Source organism: Ascidiimonas aurantiaca (assembly GCF_037646345.1).
Lineage (GTDB): Bacteria > Bacteroidota > Bacteroidia > Flavobacteriales > Flavobacteriaceae > Ascidiimonas > Ascidiimonas aurantiaca.
In genome coordinates, this window is record NZ_JBBEWR010000016.1 from 75802 (window position 1) to 98413 (window position 22612).

At 39.9% G+C, this 22612-nt stretch carries 16 protein-coding genes, 1 tRNA gene and 1 pseudogene; 12 read left to right on the forward strand and 6 right to left on the reverse strand.

Features of this window, described 5'->3' with window-relative positions:
* Window positions 1–40: 40 nt before the first annotated feature.
* Window positions 41–1018, forward strand: coding sequence for a YitT family protein (locus WAO84_RS15235; protein WP_340066876.1), 978 nt, complete (start codon window positions 41–43; stop codon window positions 1016–1018).
* A gap of 25 nt (window positions 1019–1043) precedes the next feature.
* Here WAO84_RS15235 and WAO84_RS15240 read toward each other — a convergent pair whose 3' ends face one another.
* Window positions 1044–3080: a S9 family peptidase gene (locus WAO84_RS15240; RefSeq protein ID WP_340066877.1), complete on the reverse strand. Its 2037-nt coding sequence runs from the start codon at window positions 3078–3080 to the stop codon at window positions 1044–1046.
* Between the two features lie 148 nt (window positions 3081–3228).
* On the opposite strand from WAO84_RS15240, the gene WAO84_RS15245 reads away from it, so the two are divergent.
* From WAO84_RS15245 to WAO84_RS15260, 4 genes are read left to right on the forward strand one after another with little or no spacing between them, the layout of a single operon-like run.
* Complete coding sequence (locus tag WAO84_RS15245) at window positions 3229–4227, forward strand: hypothetical protein (RefSeq protein WP_340066879.1); 999 nt, start codon at window positions 3229–3231, stop codon at window positions 4225–4227.
* Window positions 4228–4262: 35 nt separating this feature from the next.
* Window positions 4263–5735, forward strand: coding sequence for a 1-hydroxycarotenoid 3,4-desaturase CrtD (crtD, locus tag WAO84_RS15250; protein ID WP_340066881.1), 1473 nt, complete (start codon window positions 4263–4265; stop codon window positions 5733–5735).
* A 12-nt stretch (window positions 5736–5747) separates the two neighbouring features.
* On the forward strand, window positions 5748–6398 hold the full coding sequence (locus WAO84_RS15255; RefSeq protein ID WP_340066882.1) for a carotenoid biosynthesis protein: 651 nt from the start codon (window positions 5748–5750) through the stop codon (window positions 6396–6398).
* Between the two features lie 2 nt (window positions 6399–6400).
* Window positions 6401–7567 carry a lycopene cyclase family protein gene (locus tag WAO84_RS15260; RefSeq protein WP_340066883.1) on the forward strand — a complete coding sequence of 389 codons (1167 nt, stop codon included), beginning with the start codon at window positions 6401–6403 and terminating at the stop codon, window positions 7565–7567.
* Here WAO84_RS15260 and WAO84_RS15265 read toward each other — a convergent pair.
* The gene (locus tag WAO84_RS15265) at window positions 7548–8522 is read right to left on the reverse strand and encodes a polyprenyl synthetase family protein (RefSeq protein ID WP_340066884.1); all 975 of its coding nucleotides are present in this window, start codon (window positions 8520–8522) and stop codon (window positions 7548–7550) included. The genes WAO84_RS15260 and WAO84_RS15265 overlap by 20 nt on opposite strands.
* Before the next feature lie 124 nt (window positions 8523–8646).
* Between WAO84_RS15265 and WAO84_RS15270 the strand changes: the two genes are divergently transcribed.
* The 7 genes from WAO84_RS15270 (at window position 8647) to WAO84_RS15300 (ending at window position 17578) form a co-directional block, all read left to right on the forward strand.
* Window positions 8647–9258 carry a TetR/AcrR family transcriptional regulator gene (locus WAO84_RS15270; RefSeq protein WP_340066886.1) on the forward strand — a complete coding sequence of 204 codons (612 nt, stop codon included), beginning with the start codon at window positions 8647–8649 and terminating at the stop codon, window positions 9256–9258.
* On the forward strand, window positions 9258–10619 hold the full coding sequence (locus WAO84_RS15275; RefSeq protein ID WP_340066887.1) for a TolC family protein: 1362 nt from the start codon (window positions 9258–9260) through the stop codon (window positions 10617–10619). The genes WAO84_RS15270 and WAO84_RS15275 overlap by 1 nt, the downstream gene beginning before the upstream one ends.
* Before the next feature lie 56 nt (window positions 10620–10675).
* Window positions 10676–11851, forward strand: a complete 1176-nt coding sequence (locus tag WAO84_RS15280; RefSeq protein WP_340066889.1) for an efflux RND transporter periplasmic adaptor subunit — start codon at window positions 10676–10678, stop codon at window positions 11849–11851.
* Complete coding sequence (locus WAO84_RS15285) at window positions 11848–15351, forward strand: efflux RND transporter permease subunit (protein WP_340066891.1); 3504 nt, start codon at window positions 11848–11850, stop codon at window positions 15349–15351. The genes WAO84_RS15280 and WAO84_RS15285 overlap by 4 nt, the downstream gene beginning before the upstream one ends.
* Before the next feature lie 84 nt (window positions 15352–15435).
* Complete coding sequence (locus WAO84_RS15290; RefSeq protein WP_340066894.1) at window positions 15436–16020, forward strand: HupE/UreJ family protein; 585 nt, start codon at window positions 15436–15438, stop codon at window positions 16018–16020.
* 95 nt (window positions 16021–16115) lie between these two features.
* A tRNA-Leu gene (locus WAO84_RS15295) sits at window positions 16116–16201 on the forward strand.
* A 534-nt stretch (window positions 16202–16735) separates the two neighbouring features.
* Window positions 16736–17578 carry a hypothetical protein gene (locus tag WAO84_RS15300; RefSeq protein ID WP_340066896.1) on the forward strand — a complete coding sequence of 281 codons (843 nt, stop codon included), beginning with the start codon at window positions 16736–16738 and terminating at the stop codon, window positions 17576–17578.
* Between the two features lie 577 nt (window positions 17579–18155).
* Here the strand turns inward: WAO84_RS15300 and WAO84_RS17245 are convergent.
* From WAO84_RS17245 to WAO84_RS15315, 4 genes and pseudogenes are all read right to left on the reverse strand, one after another.
* A pseudogene (locus WAO84_RS17245) lies at window positions 18156–18496 on the reverse strand (JAB domain-containing protein).
* A 110-nt stretch (window positions 18497–18606) separates the two neighbouring features.
* On the reverse strand, window positions 18607–19560 hold the full coding sequence (locus tag WAO84_RS15305; RefSeq protein ID WP_340066897.1) for an RHS repeat-associated core domain-containing protein: 954 nt from the start codon (window positions 19558–19560) through the stop codon (window positions 18607–18609).
* Between the two features lie 138 nt (window positions 19561–19698).
* Window positions 19699–19995: a hypothetical protein gene (locus tag WAO84_RS15310; protein WP_340066898.1), complete on the reverse strand. Its 297-nt coding sequence runs from the start codon at window positions 19993–19995 to the stop codon at window positions 19699–19701.
* A 6-nt stretch (window positions 19996–20001) separates the two neighbouring features.
* Window positions 20002–22612 (reverse strand): RHS repeat domain-containing protein (locus WAO84_RS15315; RefSeq protein ID WP_340066899.1); only part of this gene is annotated, 2611 nt, incomplete at its 5' end.

Sequence of the window (22612 nt, forward strand, 5' to 3'; positions counted from 1 at the left end):
TTTATCTTTAAATCGTTATTAAGATTTTGTATCCCGATGCATGAAACGATTCTGGAAACGTATATTCATAAAGGCCCTTTTGCTCAGAAGGTTTTCCAACACCTCCTATCCATCGGAAAGCTATAAAAATTCCGCATTACGAGGTCTTCAGGAGCGTAAAGTTAGTATTGAAGCTTTTGTAAGAGATACCATTTTTATATCCCTCGGTATTATCTCGGCAGCATTCGGGCTGGAAAGCTTTCTGCTTCCTAACCGGTTTATTGACGGAGGTGTTACCGGTATATCACTGTTACTAACCGAAATATCGTATCTACCCCTCTCAATTTTGATCATTCTGGCCAATATCCCTTTTCTTATCCTGGGGTATAAAGTGATTGGCAAATCTTTTACCATTAAAGCAACCCTGGCTATTTTTGGACTCGCCCTGGCACTCGCCGTATTTACTTTTCCCGAAATTACACAGGACAAACTTCTGGTGGCAGTTTTTGGTGGTTTTTTTATCGGGGCAGGAATTGGCCTTTCCATACGGGGCGGTAGCGTATTGGATGGTACAGAAGTACTCGCTATCTTTTTGAGCAGAAAATTAAGTACTAAAATAGGTGATATCATCATTATCATCAACGTAATTATTTTTGCCGCCGCCGCCTATTTCTTATCTATAGAATCTGCTTTGTATTCTATGCTTACCTACCTGGCAGCATCTAAAACTCTCGATTTTGTAGTAGATGGTATCGAAGAGTACACAGGCGTTACCATAATTTCTACGCAAAGTGAACATATTCGTGTAATGATCACAGAAAAACTGGGAAGAGGTTTAACCATATACAAAGGAAGTGGCGGATACGGTAAAAACGGATATCAGAAGGAAATAGATATTATCTACACCGTTATTACCCGGCTTGAGATCAGTAAATTAAGTACAGAAATAGAGAAAATAGATCCTAATGCTTTTGTGATCATGAACAGTATTAATGACACAAAAGGAGGAATGATCAAAAAAAGGAGGTTACAAAACTAAATGTCCCCTCCTTGTATAGTGGTAATTACTTATCTCTAAACTTTTCAAACCAAGCCAGCGTATGGGCAATTTTACTGATAAGATTGCTGGGCTTGTTGGCGATACTATGAGATGCTCCGGGTATTTCAACTAATACGGTCTCTATTTTTCGGAGTTTCAAGGCATGATACAGTTGTTTGGCCTCACTGGGAGGTGTTCGCAGGTCGTCCATACCCACCATGACCATTGTAGGGGTCTCTATATTACCCACCAGTGAAATGGGTGAAAACTTCCAGTATGCTTCAAAGTTTTCCCAGGGTTGCCCCGGATACCTGTAATTGGCATAACCATAGTAATTGTCGGCCACCAGCGTTTTACTTATCCAGTTCATAACCGGTTTAGCTACTACTGCTGCTTTAAAACGGTTGTTCTTACCAATAATCCAGGCAGTCATGATCCCTCCTGCGCTCCCTCCGGTAACAAATAATTGATTCTCATCTGCCAGTCCTTTTGCAAGAAGCGCATCTACCCCATCCATTACATCATTATAATCTTCTCCGGGATAGTTATTGTACAACAAGTTTCCAAACTCTTCCCCATAACTGGTACTTCCCCGTGCATTTGGGTAAAATACCAAATACCCCGCAGCCGCATATAATTGCATTTCTGCAGAGAAGCGGTCTCCATAGTTTAGAATGGGACCTCCGTGGTTTTCTACAAGTAATGGATATTTTTTTCCTTCGGTATAGTGAGGTGGTTTAACGATCCAGCCCTGAATATCCCTTCCGTCAACACTACTTTTATACCATATTTCTTCTACTTTTCCCAATGTACGGTACTCCAGCAGATCTTTATTGAGCGAGGTTACCAGTTTTACTTCCTTTGCCTTAGGCTCCAGAACGGCCACCTCAGCAGGATAAGAGGGCAACGAGTGATTATACGCGATCTTTCCTTTACGGGACACACTAAAAGAGCCTCCCGGGTAGGGCCTTCCTATAGAAGTACCACCCCTGTTGGCCGCCAGTTCTATTATGGCTCCGTTGAGTTTTACATAGCCTATTTTTCCGTTACCTTTATCATCATACCCAATATAGAGCCCTTTACCATCTGTATCCCACTCTATACTGCCTATACTTCTATCAAGGCTTTCTGTAAGAAGGCGTTTTTCTGAACCATCGGTTTTCATAAGGTACAATCTTCGCAGCTGGTATGCCTGTACTTTATCTTCAAAGCCTAAAAATGCTACCCAATTGCCATCTGGAGATACTTTAGGGCTATAATCCGGTCCTTTTTGTTGGGTAAGTTGCTTCACCAAACCATTGGAAAGCTCAACGCGATACACTTCGCTGTTTATGAACTCGTATTCCCAGTCGTCATTTCGGTTAGCAGAAAAAAACAGGCTTTTTCCATCGGGGTGCCATGACAGGTTCCCTCTATGATCAAAATTGCCCGATGTTATCTGCCTTGGGGTTCCTCCCTCGGCAGGAACTACAAAAATGTGAGTAAATCCGGGAGAAATATAGCCACTACCGTCTGCTTCGTGTTTGAGGCGGTCTGTTATTCTGGGAGCTTCTGCCCATTTGGCCCCTTTTGGTTTTTTAGGCATTTTTACCAGTACGGGCGGTGCCTCATCTACTTTCATCGTAAAAGCAAGCTGCCTGCCATTGGGCGACCAGCTTATGGAAGACGGGCCGTTAGGGAGTTGGGTAAGTCTGGCAAACTGTCCCTCTTTTACCCAATATACATAAAGCTCTGCGCCTTCATTAGTACTGCTTATAAAGGCAATTCGATCTCCGGATGGAGACCACCGGGCCTGCGATTCATTCACCTCACGGGAAGTAAGTTTTCTGTGAAAAGTACCATCGGCCGAAACCAGCCAAAGGTTTCCCCGGGAACGATCATTCATCACATCAAAGCCCATACGGCGGTAAACAACCCAGTCGCCATTAGGCGCTATTTGCGGATCTGATGCGTACTCCAGATCAAACACATCCATATAAGAAAAAGAAGCGGGTCCGGTTTGTGAAAAACCGGTATAATGGCACAATAGCCCAATAAAAAATAAACAAAACAAATGTCGCATAGCTTTTTATTTTAAAAAGATTCTAAAAATACTTATAAACCTTTAGTAAAGCAAGAAAGCAGTACCCTTTCCATTTGAAACCTTTTAGCGCACTCTCAATTATAAATTGCAAATAGTTTGTTATTTTTGAGAAAATCTTTACCGTACCATGACTTACAGGGTTTTCACTCTTTTTTTTCTGTTTATAACGATATTGCTTCAGGCTCAGGAATCTGTTGTTACGGGTACATTTACGCTCAAAGAAGGAGAAAACAGAGTGTTTCTTATTCCTGCGGAAAAAGGAGATACCCTAAAAATTGATCTTCAACGGGAAAAAGGGCCCAGAATCGCGGTATCTACGCTTAAAACGCTATCTGGTGTATCAGTTTTTACAGAAGAAAAAATAAAATCTTTACAAAAAATCATTCCGGTTGCCAAGCGTCAGATATATGAACTCACGATCTCAAACACCGCTTCCAAAGAAATGCGCTTTCAGGTAGAGGCCAAAGTGGCCACCCTAAGGTCATATACACTTCAGATTGATTATAAAGTGCAGCGTGATACCACATATGCCTATAGAACTACCCGTTGGAAAACGGTGAAAAAAGAGGTGACCCAAAGCCTGCAAACAGAAAAATTTTATGTGAACAGCCGGTCAAACTCCTTTATTAAAGGAGGAAAAGACCGTGTGTTCTTTCCGGTGTTCCTGCCCCCTGAAACGGTAAGCTGGTGGTATGTTTTTACCGCTTCAAGAAATGAGAGCGATATTGAGAATACCCTAAATACCTTTAACCTTGCAGGTACTTTAACCAAATATTTAGATGAGGATACCTCTCTTCAAAATGCCGTATTAAAATTCAATACTCCTCCGGGGGCTAATATTTGTGATATCTATGTGCTTGATGAAGATAACGCGAGGCGTTTTGGGGAAAAAAGTGATTTTATATACAATGTGGACCTCTCACGTGAAAACTACAAATCGGGGGTAGTAGCAGCTAACGGGTATGTACCTCAAAAAATATACATGGGTATTAGAAACCCTGATAACGTATATGGCATTCACGTGGCGGTAGAGATAATTGCTGTAGTGAAAACCTTCGAATCGGTAGAAGAAGAAATTAATATTCCGGTTATTGTATCAAAACAAGTTCCTTATATACGGAAATAAAAAGTGACTACCTCTCTGAAAAAGGGATACGATTTATGAAAAAAGTAATTGTTATAGGCTCTGGAGTAGCCGGATTGGCCACTGCCGTAAGGTTAAGGAATGCTGGGTTTGCAGTAGATGTTTTTGAAGCCAACTCATACCCCGGGGGAAAGCTGTCGCAATTACACTCCGGAGCGTATCGTTTTGATGCAGGCCCTTCTCTTTTTACCATGCCGCAGTTTGTAGATGAGTTGTTTACCATTTGCGGTAAAGACCCCAGAGCGTATTTCGATTATTTAAAAAAAGATATTGTTTGCCGGTATTTTTATGAAGACGGTACCCGGTTTACGGCCTATGCCAACGCACAGGATTTTGCCCATCATGCAGAAGAAGTTTTTGATGTTAAAAAACAGCAGGTTTTAAATTATTTTGCCAAAAGCAAAAAAAAATACGATCTCACTGCCCCTTTATTTCTGGAAAAATCACTCCACAGGCTTTCTACCTATCTCAATAAAGAAACCATAAAGGCCCTAGCCCGTCTGGGAAGCCTCGATATTTACAGTACCCTGCATGAAGTGAATACAGCTTCTTTTTCAGATACCAGACTGGTACAACTCTTTAATCGTTTTGCTACCTACAATGGTTCTTCGCCTTATCTCACACCCGGTATTATGAGTATGATACCTCATCTGGAGCAGTATTTCGGGACTTTTTTCCCAAAAAAGGGGATGAATGATATCACTATGAGTATTTATAAACTGGCCAAAGAATTAGGGGTTAACTTTCAGTTTGACCATCGGGTTAGTGAGATCCTAATCGAAGGCAGTGAAGTATCAGGTATAAAAACCGAAAACGGTATTTTTCACGCTTCGATCGTTGTGAGTAACATGGATGTGGTCCCTACATACCGAACCTTATTGAAAACACAAAAGGCCCCCGAAAAAATACTGCGACAGGAACGGTCCAGCTCTGCCCTAATATTCTACTGGGGTATTAAAAAAGAATTTCCTGAGCTTGACCTGCATAATATCTTTTTTTCGGCCGATTACGAAAAAGAGTTTGCCTGTATTTTTAATGAAAATCGCATTTATCACGACCCAACGGTGTACATAAATATAAGTAGTAAAGAAAAACCGGATGATGCCCCTCCGGGAAGTGAAGCCTGGTTTGTAATGATAAATGCTCCCGGCAATAAAGGGCAGGACTGGGAGCGGATGGTTACAGAGGCCCGTAAATCTATTATCAAAAAATTGTCGTCACTTTTAAAAACAGATATCGCCTCACTTATTGAAACCGAAGAAGTGTTGAGCCCTCCCCACATAGAAGAAAAAACAGCTTCGTTTCAGGGGTCCTTATACGGGGCCGCCAGTAATAACCGGTACGCCGCTTTTCTAAGGCATCCTAACTTTAGTCAGCATATTAAAAACCTGTATTTTTGCGGGGGCAGCGTTCATCCCGGTGGCGGCATTCCACTCTGCCTGTTATCCGGAAAGATCGTGTCTCAGCTCGTAACCAAAAAACATCTGTAATTGTTTGAATACATGAAGCAATCCTCAATTTTTCAATTTATAAATGCACATAAAGTACCTGTTGGCATAGGTCTGGTCTGGTTATTTCATATATCGGCCGTAATTGGCATTTTTTTAGGTTACGAGTCGTGGTTCATTTCCTTGACCCCCTTAAACCTTTTAATTATTCTTTTCAGTATTTGCTGGATTTCCGATTTTGATAAAAGCACTCTTTTAGCACTTCTTATACCCTTTTTTGTGGGTATGTTTGCTGAGGCCTTAGGGGTTAATTTTGGGTGGATCTTTGGTAATTATGCCTACGGTAACAATCTGGGGCCCAAATTTTTGGGAGTACCCTGGATGATAGGGGTAAACTGGGCGATCCTGGTATATGTTACCGCTAATATAAGCAGGCAGATACACTCTAATATACTGATCACATCAGCCATTGGAGCGCTTTTAATGACGTCATTAGATGTTTTACTGGAGGTTTCTGCACCCCGTTTTGACTACTGGGAGTTCAAAGAAGGATTTGCTCCTTTGCAAAACTACTTCGGGTGGTTTGGAACCGCCATGGCAGCACATGTATCGTATCAATCTGTTACGAAAGAAGGGCATTTTATATTTTCTTTTCACGTATTTACCGTTTTCACACTTTTTTTCACCATTTTCCTGTTTATATAATTATGAAAACGTACGATTATATAATAGCAGGAGCCGGGGCCGCTGGCTTGCAACTGGCATGGTTCATGGCCAACGATCCTTTTTTTAGGCAAAAACAAATACTCCTCATAGAAAAAGAGCCTAAAAACAAGAACGACCGTACCTGGTGCTTTTGGGAGCAGGGAACAGGCCCCTTTGAGGAAATTGTTTTCAGAGTTTGGGAACAGGCCTATTTTGGGAGCAAAGGGTATTCCAATTCTTTTTCACTGGCCCCATATGCATACAAAATGATACAGGCCATTGATTTTTATACCTACATTTTAGATTTTCTTAAGCAACAGGCCAACATACATATACGTTATGAAGAAGTAAAAGATATACAGGAAACAGATACCAAAGTACGGGTAAATACTTCAAAAGGGTACTACACCGGTAACAAGTTGTTCAGTAGTATCTTTGATCCGCAGGAAATACAGATACAGAAAAAACATCCGGTTTTGTCCCAGCATTTTATAGGCTGGTTCCTTAAAACAGAAGATCCTGTTTTTAACCCCGGGGAAATTGCTTTTATGGATTTTGATATTCCCCAAAGAGGCAATACTCGTTTTATGTACTTACTCCCCTTTTCCAAACATGAAGCACTGCTGGAATATACCCTGTTTTCTGAAAAATTATTAACAGATGAGGAATATGAAAAAGGTATTGAAGACTATCTACAGGAAAAAAACATACGGTCCTATACCGTAACTGCAAAAGAAAAAGGGAGCATTCCCATGACTTCTTTCAATTTCTCAAAAAAAACCACCCAACACCATATGCCCATAGGAACCGCCGGAGGGTGGACCAAAGCCAGTACTGGTTTTACATTTAAAAACACGACTGAAAAAACAAAACAACTCACAGAGTTTTTAAAACACAATACCGACCTTAGAAAATTTAATACCCCGAGTCGCTTTTCTTTTTATGACCGTATTCTGTTGGATATTCTGTTTAGAAAAAATGAACTGGGCAGTATGATCTTTTCCAAACTGTTTCGAAAAAATAAACCACAGACCATATTGCGTTTTCTTGAGGAGAAAACCTCTTTTACTCAAGAACTAAGTATCATGTGGTCAGTTGCTGACAGGAACTTTACCGGTACTTTTTTTAGATGTTTAGTACCACGTTCTATTAAAAAGTACGATTCATAAGGGTCTCTCCGAAAGTACGTAGTACCGATCTGTTTTTATCTGTTATTTCCAGTGTTTCTAATATATCAAAAGCCTTTTGGGTATATGTACTTATCGCATCGCGCGTAGCCGTGGTAGCGCCACTGCTTTCAAAAATAGCTTTTACGTTGCGTATTTTCTGCGAAGGGTCTGTAGGGCGTATGGAGAAAAGATGTTGTAAAGCTTCTGCTTCTTTTGAGGAAGAGCGTAATTGGGCCTGCAGGAACAAATAGGTTTTTTTGTTTTCAATGATGTCGCCACCCACCTGCTTACCAAAAGATTCGGGATCGCCAAAAGCATCCAGATAGTCATCCTGAAGCTGAAAGGCTATGCCAAGATTGCGCCCAAAATCATAAATGGCCTGAGCATCTTCTGTTGAAGCTTCTGCTACGATGGCGCCCATTTGCAAAGAGGCTCCTACTAAAACCGCAGTTTTATACTCTATCATTTTCAGATACTCGGGTATGGTAACATCAGTACGGTCTTCAAACTCAACATCATATTGTTGCCCCTCACAAACTTCTATGGCCGTTTTGCTAAAAAGCATGGCCAGTTTTCTAAAAGTTTCTGCTTCATAATTCTCAAAGAGCCGGTAGGCCAGTATAAGCATTACATCTCCGGAAAGAATACCCGTGTTTATATCCCATTTTTCATGAACGGTTTGTTGACCTCTTCGTAAAGGAGCCGCATCCATTATATCATCATGTACCAGAGAAAAATTGTGAAAAACCTCTACCGCCAAAGCTGCATCAAGCGCCTTTTTATAATCGCCCCCAAATATCTCTGCAGCCATTAGGGTGAGAACAGGTCGCAACCTTTTACCCCCTAATTGAAGTATGTAATGAACGGGGTCGTATAGTCCTTCGGGCTCTTTAACATGGATGGCTTTAGATAAATGAAGAAAAAAAAGTTGCTGATACTCCTGAATAGAACGCATTTATTTTTTGCGCTAAAATACCATAAATCAACTTATCCAGAATCTAAAGTTTTTGTTAAAAAAACGTAAAACCACGGAAACTTTTTATGTTTTTAAAGTTTCCTTACTTACCTTTGTCCCACTTATGAAAGAAGATATAAAGAATAAGGCTACTGAAATGTTCCTCACACTGGGGTTTAAAAGTGTAACGATGGATGATATTGCCAATGAAATGGGTATTTCCAAAAAAACGATATATGCGCACTACCAAAATAAGACCCAGTTGGTTGAAGAGTGCACATTTACGGTTTTTGACCGTATATGTGTAGGGATAGATACTATTTGTGAGTCGGCACCTAACCCAATTGAAGAGTTATATCACATAAAAAAGTTTGTGATGGAACACCTTAAGAATGAAAGTTCATCTCCACATTATCAGTTGCGAAAGTATTATCCCAAGCTTTACGAAAGGCTTATGTGGAAACAGTTTGAAGTAATGCATGACAGCGTGAAAAAAAATTTACAAAAAGGTATTGATCAGGGACTCTTTCGTTCTTCAATGGATGTGGAATTTGTATCTCGTATGTATTTTAACGGGATGCAGGGTATTAAAGATGAAACTTTATTTCCCAAACCAAAGTTTCAGTTACCCATTCTTATGGAGAACTATCTGGAATATCACCTACGGGCCATTGTTACTTTCAAAGGCATGGAAATATTGAGGAAATTCATAACTATAAACAAATCACAAAACTAATGATGAAAAATTTTGGGCTGGTACTTTCGTTGTTTTTTACCACAATTCTTTACCCGCAGGAAAATGCTACCTATCGCTTTTCGTTAGACGAGGCCATTGCCTTTGCACTTGAAAACAACAGAGAGGTTATAAACGCCGCACGAGACATTAATGCCGCCGAAAAACAAAAATGGGAAACTACCGCTACCGGACTCCCTCAAATAAGCGCCAATATTGAATATCAAAACTTCCTTAAGCAAATAGTTTCATTAATCCCTGCAGAGTTTCTTGGGGGTGAACCGGGAGAATTTGCCGAAGTGATTTTTGGTACCAAACAAAATGCTACGGCCACTGCTACCCTGCGGCAATTGCTTTTTGACGGTTCCTATCTGGTAGGACTACAATCTGCCAAAGTATTTTTAGAGATCTCTAAAAATGCCAAAATACGTACCGATCTTGAGGTACGCAAATCTGTGATAGAAGCCTATGGTAATGTATTACTCACCGAAGAAAACATTATTATTCTGGAAAATAACCTGAAGACCCTTCAGAAAAATGTAGATGAAACCCAAAAAGTATTTGAAAATGGGCTTACGGAAGAAGAAAATTTAGAACAATTGCAGATTACACTGGCCAATGTTCAAAATGATCTTAACAACCTGAAAAGGCTCAAGGACATTTCTTATAAACTCTTAAATATTACATTAGGAATAGACCTTAAAGCCAAAGTAAAACTTACAGATCGTTTGGAGGCCCTGACCATGAAAAACCTTCAGGACCCCACTGAGAACAATCCTTTTATTGTAGATAAAAATATAGAGTATCTCATTGCAGACAACAATCTTAAATCTCAGGAACTATTGGTAAAGCTTGAGAAAAGCAAAGCCCTGCCTACACTGGATGCGTTCTTAAACGGAGGATATCAGGCTTTTAGCGATGGTTTTACTTTTTTAAACAGTGACCAGCAGTGGTTTGGGAACTCACTTTTGGGTATTTCCCTAAACATACCCATATTTAGTTCCTTACAGAGGTCGGCGCGAACACAGCGAGCCAAAATTGAGTTTGAAAAGGCAAAATCAGACCTTACCGAAACCGAGCAGCGTATAAAACTTGCCTACGAAAGTGCCCAAAGCGATTATACATTTGCCACCGAGCAGTATTTCACCTTTAAAAAGAACCTGGAACTCGCAGAGCGCATAGAACTTAAAAATCAGATAAAATATACAGAGGGAATTGCTACCAGCTTTGATCTGCGTCAGGCACAACTGCAGCTTTATGAAAGTCAGAACCAGTTTTTAAAGGCCATGATAGACGTGATCAATAAAAAAGCTGCCCTGGAAACTATTTCAGAATCCGGAGACCTTTTATATAAACAACCTTAATAAAGCCTTTGTACTACAAAAACAAACATCTCAAAAAACTGTTAAACCACTTGAAAATGAAACAGACTTATTTAATCCTCGTAGCTTTACTGGTATTGACTGCCTGCGGGGGCGACTCCAAAAAATCTGTAGAGGAAATTATTAGTGAAGGTAATCTGGAGGCAATAAGATCCAAGAAAACAGCCCTTACAGAGCAGTATAAGGCTGTGAGTGAACAACTTAAAAAACTGGACGAAGCTATTGATCGTCTGGATACAGTAAAAAAGTTGCAACTCATCACCGTACTTTCTGTAAAAGACACCCTTTTTAATCATTATGTAGAGCTTCAGGGCAGTGTAGATACCAAACAGAATATCATCATTTATTCAGAATTTGGCGGCCTTCTGTACAATGTTCTGGTAAAAGAAGGGCAGAAAGTAAAAAAAGGACAGATCCTCGCCCGTATTGATGACGGCGGACTTAGCCAACAGCTTGCCCAAATGCAGGTTCAGGCAAACCTGGCTAAAACCACCTACGAGCGTCAAAAAAGGTTATGGGAACAAAACATAGGTTCCGAAATTCAATTCCTTCAGGCCAAAAGTTCATATGAAGCTCAGGAAAAAGCCATAGAGCAAATGAAAAATCAATTGTCTAAAGCAGAAGTAAGAGCTCCTTTTGCCGGAAGCATTGACGACGTGATGGCAGAACAGGGTACTGTAGTAACCCCCGGCATGTCCTTATTTCGAATTGTGAGCTTAAGCGATATGCATATAGAAGCCGAAGTGCCTGAAATTTACCTAACCAGTATTGTTAAGAACACAAAAGTGAAAGTAGAGTTCCCAATTATTGGCGAATCTGTTGATACCAAAGTACAACAGGTAGGCAGCTATATAAACCCTAATAACCGTTCATTTAAAATTGAGATCCCGGTACCCAATACATCCGGAAATGTAAAACCTAATCTTACTTCCCGCCTTTTGATTAATGACTACACCAGTCAAAATGCCATTCTTTTACCGCAAAATGTGATCTCCGAAAATGCTTTAGGTGAACAATATGTATATACCGTAGAATATAAAAACGATAACGGCAGGTACAAAGCAGTGAAAAAAATTGTTGAGACCGGAAAAACCCAGGGAGACCTGGTAGAAATACTTTCGGGTATTAAAACAGGTGATCAGGTAATTATAGAAGGGGCCCGAAGTGTAAAAGACGGGCAGGAGGTATCCATCCTTAAAAACGAAGCTTTATGATCAAAAAGAAGCAAACCGATAAAGAGTTCAGGCTTTCTTCCTGGGCCATAGACAATAAGACCACCATCTGGGTCATGATTGGTATTTTTCTCGTCTTGGGGCTGTCGGCATATCTGAGTATGCCCAGAGAAGATTTTCCCGAAATTAAAGAGACCAAGATCTATATAAGTACCCCGTATCCCGGTAATACCGCAGAAGATATTGAAAGGCTTATCACCGATCCGCTTGAGGATCGCATTAAAAACCTCTCAAATGTAGTAGAGATTCTCTCTACCTCCCAGGAAGACTACTCTATTATCACAGTAGAGTTTGATGAAGATATCAGCGTGGAAGCCGCCAAGCAAAAGGTAAAAGATGAGGTAGATGTTGAAAAAGCAGGAGAAGACTGGCCCACTTTTAATGAAGCCAAAGTAGAGCCTAACGTTTTTGACCTTAATTTATCAGAAGAATTTCCTATACTCAATATCAATATCTCAGGAGACTATCCCGTTGAAAAACTCAAAGAGTTTGCCGAATATCTGGAAGATGAAATTGAAGACCTTCCCGAAATTAAACAGGCCGATATACGGGGGGCCCAGGAAAAAGAGGTAGAAGTAGCCGTTGATATTTATAAAATGATGGCTGCCAAGGTAAGCTTTGACGATGTTATTAATACCATTAAGAACGGAAACCTCACCGTATCTGCAGGAAACCTTATTACCAGTGGCCAGCGCAGAACAATACGCATACTCGGTGAGATCACACAACCCGAACAATTACAAGACTTTGTGGTAAAGTCAAACAACGGTGCCGTATATCTGAGAGATATTGCCAAGATAACTTTTAAAGAAGAAGACAAAACCACCTTTGCGCGTGAATTCGGGCATAGTGTGGTGATGCTCGATGTAAAAAAACGTGCCGGAAAGAACATGATCGAGGCGGTTGAAAAAATAGATGTGATCCTGGAAGACGCCAGAGAAAATGTATTTCCACCCGACGTGGATATTACCGTAGCCAACGACCAGTCTGCCAAGACCCTTAATAATGTAAACGACCTTGTTAACAACATTATTTTTGGTATTATACTCGTAGTTGGGGTGTTGATGTTCTTTCTTGGTTTCCGGAATGCCCTGTTTGTTGGTTTTGCCATTCCCATGTCCATGTTTATGTCATTCATGATCCTGTCTGCCTTAGGTTATACCATGAATACCATGATCCTTTTTGCCTTAATTATGGGGTTGGGTATGCTGGTAGATAACGGGATTGTAGTCGTAGAAAACGTATATCGCTTGATGGAAGAAGAAGGACTCTCCAGAATACAGGCTGCCAAGAAAGGAGTGGGAGAAATTGCTTTTCCTATTATTATTTCCACAGCTACCACCGTAGCAGCTTTTATTCCTTTAGGGTTATGGCCAGGCGTTATGGGGCAATTTATGATGTATTTTCCCATTACTCTCTCTGTAGTATTAGGTTCTTCGCTTTTTGTGGCCATCTTTATTAACTCCATGCTGGTTTCTCAATTAATGGAAACCGAAGAAAAAGTACTTAGCCGTAAGCAGCTTATACGCTTAAGTATTATCTTAGGCGGGTTTGGTTTGCTTATTCTTATTTTTGGCAGGGAAGTACGCGGCCTGGGTACATTAATGATCTTTACCGGTATTATGTTCTGGCTGTATCGCTACGGCCTCAAAGTGGCTGCCAATTATTTTCAACGCAATATCCTTATCTGGCTGGAAAACAAATATCAGCGTTTTCTGGACAGATCACTTTATACCAAACGTTCATTTGCCATTGTAGGCGGTACCTTTTTACTGTTACTGGTTATTTTTGTTCTCTTTGGGGTATCTGTAGGGCAACAGCGTACCAAGATCGAATTTTTTCCCGATAATACTCCCAATCAGATAATTATCTATATAGAGTATCCTGAAGGTACCGACATTAATAAAACCAACAAGATCACTAAATCAATTGAAGGGCGGGTGTATAACGTTATCAACTCTTCCAAATATATCCGTAGCGGGAAAAATATCTTAGTAGAATCTGCCGTATCTCAGGTAGGAGAAGGCGCCGGTAATCCTCAGACAGACGGAGGTTCTTCAGCAGAAATGCCCCATAGAGGTAAGATCACGGCTACCATGCGGGAATTTAAATTCAGAGAAGGGGCCGATAGTGAAAAACTGAGGCAGGAAATACAGGAAAACCTAAAAGGGATCTATCCGGGAGTAGCCATATCCGTAGAAAAAGATGCCGTAGGGCCTCCTGCCGGATACCCTATAAACATTGAACTTGAGGGCGATTCGTATGATGAGCTTATCGTAACCGCAGAAAGTATGCGCGATTATATTAACAGTCGTAACATTGCCGGTATTGAAGAGCTTAAGATCGATGTAAATAAAGGCAAACCGGTAATGGAAGTGGAAGTAGATCGTGAAAAAGCCGGTGAACTAGGTGTGGCAGCCGGCCAGGTAGGTAACCAGTTACGAAGGTCTATTTTTGGAGAAAAAGCCGGTATTTACAAAAAAGATGGAGAAGATTACGATATCTATGTACGGTTTAATGAAGATAACCGCTATAATACCAGTGCACTGTTCAATCAGAATATCACCTTTAGGGATCAGGCCACCGGAAAACTAAAAGAGATCCCTATTTCGGCAGTGGCCCGACAAAAAAATACCGCTGCTTTTAGCGCCATTAAACACAAAGATGTTAAGAGAGTAGTAACTGTATATTCCGGTTTAAAACCAGGCTTTACCGATGCCGGAGCCATTGTAAGCCGGATCCAGGATGAGATGCAAAATTACAAAGGTCTGCCTGCAGGGATCAAAATTGATTATACAGGCCAGATAGAAGAGCAGGAAAAACAAATGCAGTTTCTTATGGGAGCCTTCTTTTCAGGACTCGGGCTCATTATGCTTATTCTTGTTTTTCAGTTTAGTTCCATTTCCAAGCCTACCATAATCATGATCGCCATCTTTCTCAGTTTTGTAGGTGTGTTTGGAGGTATTCTCATTACAGGATCATCATTTGTAATTATGATGACCATGATGGGTATCATATCACTGGCAGGGATCGTAGTAAACAACGGGGTGGTACTACTGGACTATACCCAACTACTAATTGACAGGCGGGTAGAAGCCCTGGAGCTTCCCGAAGGTGAAATGCTCCCCAAAGAAGAAGTACGAAAAATAATTATTAAAGGAGGGAAGGCCCGTTTACGGCCCGTATTGCTAACCGCTATTACTACTGTGCTGGGGCTTATCCCGCTGGCCATAGGATTTAATATTGACTTTTTCTCACTCTTTAACGAGTTTGATCCTAAAATATACATAGGAGGTGATAATGTGATTTTCTGGGGGCCGCTCGCATGGACCGTTATCTACGGACTCATTATTGCCACTTTCCTTACCCTCATTGTAGTGCCCGTATTGTTCTTTATGGTATATAAGTTTAAATTTTACATAAAAAATTTAAGAAAACGAAAAACAGAAGAGGGGGCGCCAGAATTAAAAGAAGCCGCTTAAAAAAAGCCGGGGTTTAAAACCCCGGTTTTTTTCATTCTAAATTATGTTGTAAGTTTGAAAAAATGCTAAATCTACATTCATTTTATGGAGCTTTTCTGGTATTATGTAAAACTGGGCCTTACCCATGTATTGGATATTAACGCTTACGACCACGTACTTTTCTTTATTGCCCTTGCCATTCCCTACACTTTTAAAGACTGGAAAAAAATTATATGGCTGGTCACCATTTTCACCATAGGCCATACCCTTACCCTACTTCTGGCCATTTACGGAATTGTAAGTATTAAAACCAGCCTGGTAGAATTTCTAATCCCCCTTACCATACTGGCTACCGCCTTGTTTAATGTTTTTACAGCCGGTAAACCCGCACGTAAAGAAAAGCTGGGTATTACCTTTTTCTTTACGCTTTTTTTCGGGCTTATTCACGGCCTAGGCTTTTCCAATTATTTCAGACAAATTATTGCGGTAGAAGACAATAAGCTTATCCCCACTCTTGAGTTTGCACTGGGAATTGAAATTGCCCAAATAATTGTGGTACTTATTGTTTTGGTATTGAGTTTTATTATCAGTTCGCTTTTCAGGTTTAATAAAAAAGAGTGGATACTCGTCATTTCGTCTATTGTGGTAGGTATGGCGATCCCCATGCTCATAGAGACCTATCCTTTTTAACTAACATCCTTAGCGGTACTAAATAGCAGCAACCTTCTTTTTTTGGGGTTATTTTATTTTTTGATACTCCCGAAAACAGTACCTTTGTATTCCCTGCCGAAGTGGTGAAATTGGTAGACACGCATGTTTCAGGGACATGTGCCTTTCAGGTGTATGGGTTCGAGTCCCTTCTTCGGCACCAGACCTCCCCTAAGGGGAGGTTTTTTGATTTATAACGTTCTTTGGTCCAGGGTAATAGGGAGAAATGTTGCAGGCATCTATATAATTACTTCTTTTGTGGTGTTTAGTAAGGTTGTGGCCCCATTCTGCGCGTCATTATACCTATGTTGAATAAAGTATAGCTTTGATTTATTTCAATAAACCATAATAAGCCTCTTAAAAGAGGCTTATTATAAATATAAATCACTTATAATGATATTAAAAAATCAAGCTTTTCTTTAAAGCACCTGTTTGGGACACTACCAAATTTTCCTAGTTATTGGACTTTGGTAAGGAAAAAGGAATATAGCATCTATAAAGCTAGGCTCTTTTAAAAAGACAACAAACAATGGCAGTATTTACAAATTTCAACATAAGATATTAACATGTTAAGTACCTGACAATTAGTAATTAAAAATAAAATTGTTAATATCGTTAAATAAATATAATTTTCTTGTGTTCTGATCAACATAGAAATTAAATATCTTTGTAGAGTCAATTTATATTAATTTTCGTCATGAAAAAAACGAGAAGTGCTTCTTATCCAAGTTATACTATACACTATTGCTTGGATTTATGCAAAAAGATTTACATAAATTATGGTTCATACAGAGCGAAAAGAGAAGATATATCTAAAGTTTTAGGCTTGTCTGTTGGTTCATTAAATCAAAAAATTGGTTCAAGTGTCCAGTATTCTTTTTTAGATGTCAAAAACAAAGAAGGGTATCTGGTAACAGATTTATTTTTGAGATTATACCGCCCAAAATCAGAAGAAGATAAAAATGAAGCCTTTTTAGAGGCTTTTAAAAGTCCGACTCTCTATGAAAATCTTGTAAATGTTTTCGAAAACTCGATAATTCCGCAATACAAGGCTTTGTCTAATATTTTATTCCAGGATCATAATATATCAAATAACGCATGTGAGAAAGCAGCTTCTATCTTTTTAGAAAATGCCACTGAATTAAATTTAATTGATGATGATGGAATGCTAATTTTGAAAGGGAATAGTAGTTTGTCGGATTATGAGAATATAAATGAAAAAGAAATAGAAACTAAATCAGAGGTTATAAAACCAAATGATGATACCTCGCAACAGGAGGATCAATTTTCTAAAACAGAGTACATTCAAAATAATTTTGACAATAAGCCCAATGATATAGCTTCTATTATAACACAACCAGTTATTAAAGAGAAAGAAGATCAAAGAGGTTTTGCTAAAACCAATTCTGATGGTATAATCATCAATGTATTATTAAAAGAAAGAAGGACAGCTCAATTAATCCTTCCTAATGATGCAAAAGCAAGCGATTTGGATACGATTACAAACTGGATTAATATGATGAGGCAATCATTTAATTAAATAAAATAACCGCATATATATGCGGTTATTTTTGTGTCAATTTATAATACTTCTTCATTTAGAAGTAACAGACTGGAAAAGTGCAAATACACTGTTCAAAAGTGTGCCGTCTCTCATTAGGATAGGGCTTTTGACTTACAGTCCGAAAACGTCGATGTTCATAGCATCGGCGTTTTTGCATATACAAATATATATAATTAAATTTTTATATTTACAATTTAATTTATTAAAAAATGTCATATATAGTATATATGACATTTTAGTAATTTTGAAAATAGGCAATACTAACATATCAAGCTTATTTATAGCTATATCCGATAACGAAGTAATATTAGTTAAATCGGGATTAGAGGATTTTGTTTCAAATATGAAAAAGATAGATAGTTATGTCAAGTCAAAAACATACTACGATAATCACTTTAAAGAGCATAATATCTTTTACCATCAAAACCCTATAAGTGGGAAGAGGTATACATTTCAAAAAATCAGAAATGAAAAAAGTTGATTTGTTTATTTATCCCTGTTTACAACAAATTGTATATAACTGCCTATTAAATTCTAGTTAGAATGAAATATTCTAAATCATATCAAAATCCTTAAAACTAGAGTATTTTTTATCTTCACAAATAACGATTTGATCTAAAACCTCAATATTTAAGGTTTCTGCGCCTGCAATTATCTTTTCTGTAACTGCAATATCTGCTTTACTTGGCGAAGTGTCTCGGTAGGGTGATTGTGGCAGAGAATAAGTTTTTTACACTTTTTAGCTATGGCAAAATTAAATACTTCTACAGGATCTAAAGCATTTTTATTTAATATGCCTACGGTTAGTAGTTCTATATACTCAATGTCATTCTTTATATTTAACCTACCACCCAGAAATATTCCTTCTTCCTGTGCAATCGGTTTTGCCGTAATAGGATCTTACGCTTAATACGAGCTATGCCTTATGAATTTGCTATACGTATGTCTTCATCCTTTGGCAAGCGTACATTCATAGAGAAAATATTTTTACCAAAGATAGATTTTTACTTAGTTTTTAAAATACTTTCCATTGTCCCTGTCCCATTTGGTATATAGATGCCTATCTTCTGAATCAATATAATTTTTCCTAATCGATCTTGAACAAGCTCATTCGCTCTTTCAAATGTAATCCCCGCATCTTTTGCTAGTGTAGCAACACTGTCTCCTGCTTCCGCAGTCCAGGTACCATAACCATTATTTATCCATCTTCCCAGAGCAGGGTCATAGTTCCTGGCGGTAATGTCATACCATTGCAGGTTCAGTTCATCCTGCAACTCTTTCCCGCCAAACTTCCAGCGTTGGGCCACACTGTTCCCCAGGGCCCCTATACCGTCATTTACCCCACGTACCAATAGCCCGAAAGGGTAATACGTATTCTCTTCGATAAGTTCGTCCTGGGTAATGGTACCATCACCATTACCATCGGTATAACTTATACGAATATTGTCCAGATGGTCTCTATACTGATACACATACCTAAACTGCCCCCCACCGTCTTTATATACATAGCCTTCGGAGGTGTTAAAAAATTGCAGTTGGCCGTTCTCATAGACATACCCGCCTAAATAATCTGTAGTGGTGGTGTTCCCGTTTTCGGTAACAGTCTTGCGAAGCTTGCTCCCAGCGGCATCATAGGTATATTGAACATCCCCATTGGCAAAACTTACCTGGGTGGGTAAATTGAGATGGTTATAGGTGATATTGGTGATGCCCTTGTTATCATCCCGGGTCATGTTCCCGTTACCATCATAAAAGTATTCCGTAGCAGCTTCGGCTCCGTCTCTAAAACCGGTCACGGCACTGGCGGTTATGGCATCATCTACGGCCTGTAACTGATTGCCCTGGTAGCTATAGGTAAGATCATCCATCAATCCAAAACTCAAAGCATTTACATCTCGGTGGCCGTTCCTTGTCAGCCGGGTAATGTTCCCACCTTTGTCATACTGTACCAAGCCCAAGTTATAGTGAATATTTCAAAGAACTAGATAAGCCCCATTAAGAGGCTTGTCGTAAATATAAATTACTGATAATCAAATTAAAAACTCAGGATTTTCCGTAAAGCACCCGTTTGGGACACTACCCAAATTTACTATCTGTTAAATTTCAACAGGATTTTCTTTATTACTAATGTAATTTAATACAGATGACAGCCTATCAAAATCTACGTATGTAAATGGTCTCTTATTATTGCTAAAATGAGCTTTTAGGCTATCAACATCATCAAAAAGAGAACCATTTAATATAATATCTTCTTCGTAAGAGTCCCATTTATCAGCTGGTATAAATCTATAAAAATCTTCTTCAATTTTTATTTCTTCAATATTGCTATCTTTTAACTTTTTTATTGTTAAGTCAAACAACTTACTCAATTCTTCTAATGTTAATGTTTTCATTATTTCTTAATCTTCATTTAAAATTTCTTCACTTAATTTAAATAGGTCATTCAACCCTAAATTCAGTGGATTTATATCATCTATCATACGTCCAAAATCATTATCTCCAAATATTTTCGTGCCAAATTTCTCAACAAATCTTGTCATTTTTTCTCCAAAACCTACAGCTTTTTTACCTATCTCATCAACCTTATCAGGTTTTAAAGAATTGTCTCCAGAACTTCCTGTATCATCATCAGTATTTCCACTATTAATAGTGCCTGCTAAAGTTGTAGAAGAAGCTCCATCTAACTTATCATTCAATTTTTTTAGGTTATCATCTACTTTGTCAATTTGCTCATTTATTTTCTTTAATTCGCCTTCTTGTTTAGCAATCTGTTTTTCTAAAGCTTTTGCTCTCCCTTTAGCTCTTTCTAATAAGACTTCTTTAGAAGGATTGTCCTTTGTCATCTTTTCAAGAGCGTCTTTACTACTATTGCCTATAGGGTCTTTATTAAAATCATCGAGCTTCTGTTTATGCTCTGTTATTAATTTGGTATATGATTTTTGCGACTTAACAAGCTTATTTCTATTCTTGCTTAATGCCTGTATTAATTTTTTAATTATTGGATTTCCGCCTCCAGCCGAAGGCATCATCCCATCATAGTCAATAAAATAAATAGGATTATCAAACGCATAGTTATACGGGCTATGCCTACGCATTTGCTCGGCTAAGGGGTCTATGTTCATCCATCTGCCCAAAGCAGGGTCATAGTTCCTGGCGGTAATGTCATACCATTGCAGGTTCAGTTCATCCTGCAACTCTTTCCCGCCAAACTTCCAGCGTTGGGCCACACTGTTCCCCAAAGCGCCTATGCCGTCATTTACCCCACGTACCCTTAACCCGAAGGGGTAGTAGGTGTTCTCTTCAATAAGTTCGTCCTGGGTAATGGTGCCATCACCATTACCATCGGTATAACTTATACGTATATTCTCCAGATGGTCCCTATACTGATACACATACCTAAACTGCCCCCCACCATCTTTATATACATAGCCTTCGGCTGTGTTAAAAAACTGTAACTGGCCGTTCTCATAGACGTAACCGCCTATATAATCTGTGGTCGTAGTGTTCCCGCTTTCGGTAACGGTCTTACGAAGTTTGCTCCCCGAGGCATCATAGGTATACTCAATATTCCCATTAGCAAAACTTACCTGGGTGGGTAAATTCAGGTGGTTATAGCTAATATTCGTGATCCCCTTATTATCATCCCGGGTCATGTTCCCGTTACCATCGTACCAGTACTCGGTAGTGGCTTCGGCTCCATCTCTAAAACCGGTCACTGCACTGGCCCCTATGGCATCATCTACGGCCTGTAACCGGTTGCCCTGGTAGCTATACGTTAGATCATCCATCAATCCAAAACTCAAAGCACTTACGTCCCGATGGCCATTCCTTGTCAGCTTTGTGATATTACCCATTTTGTCGTATTGCACTAAGCCCAGAGTATAGTTGGGATTCGAGTGGGTGGCGCTTACCAACCGGTTGAGCGCATCATACGTATAGCGATAATGTTTCAAAGAACTGTCGGTATTGGCCGTACGCCAATGGGTCTCACTAATATTCCCGTTATAAAGCGGGGTGGCCCCAGTCTGCGGGTCGTTATACCGGATACTAAAGTTAAACAATTTTGTGGTACTATTCACATCGTTTATACCTTTTAACCAGCCCCGTATATTGTAATTATAGGTTATTTGCTGTAACGGGGTGGTAATTGTGTTCCCTACGTTTTTCTGTACCAGTTGCCCCAGCACATCATACCGGTTCTGGGCCAGTAACTCTTCACTCCCGCTCCCTGTCTGGTGGGTATGCTGCACCAGCCGCCCTTTGGCATCATATTTAAACCGCTCGGTAGTGACAATTACTGCACTGGTACCTTTGGTGTGCCGGGTCACTACTTTTTGGGGGCGCCCGGAAAAGTCCAGCGTGGTCTCTGTTTCATCCCGGGTATCGAGATAGGTGTTGCGGCTACCGCTCCAGATCACACGTCCTTTTTCATCATACCCCATCAAAGTAGTGATCCAGTGGGCGGGCCCTGAGCCTGCCGAAGGGTCCAGTACTTTTACCTGGCTGGCGGTTGCAAGCCCCCGCGTGCGGGTGGTCACCCCCTGCCCGTCTATACTGGCAGGTACGGTAAAGCCGGCTTTGTCAAAATCGTTGTAATCATCATAATAGTTTATACTATATACCTCGGTGATCCCGGTAACAGGAAAGGCATTGTTGCTGTAATATACCTGGGTGCCTCCTATACTCTGGGCGGTACTGCTATGGCTCTCGGTTAGCGAATACTGCGTGGTGTTCTCTGCAGCGGCCTGTACGCTGGCACGGGAAGCAGCACCTGCGGCTGTATAGAGCCCGCTATAGACTACTCTTCCAAAACGGTCGTATTTGGTAAAAAGCCACCGGTTCTGGGTACGTTGCATACTGTCCTGGGTCATTACGGGCCGGTCCAGACTGTTATACACAATATACTCCCAGCCTTTGCCGGGAACTTTCTTTGTCACTACCCGGTCGCGATGGTCATAGGTGTACTGATAACAAAGTTCATTCAGCTCGGCAGTGCTCACCCCGTCACCC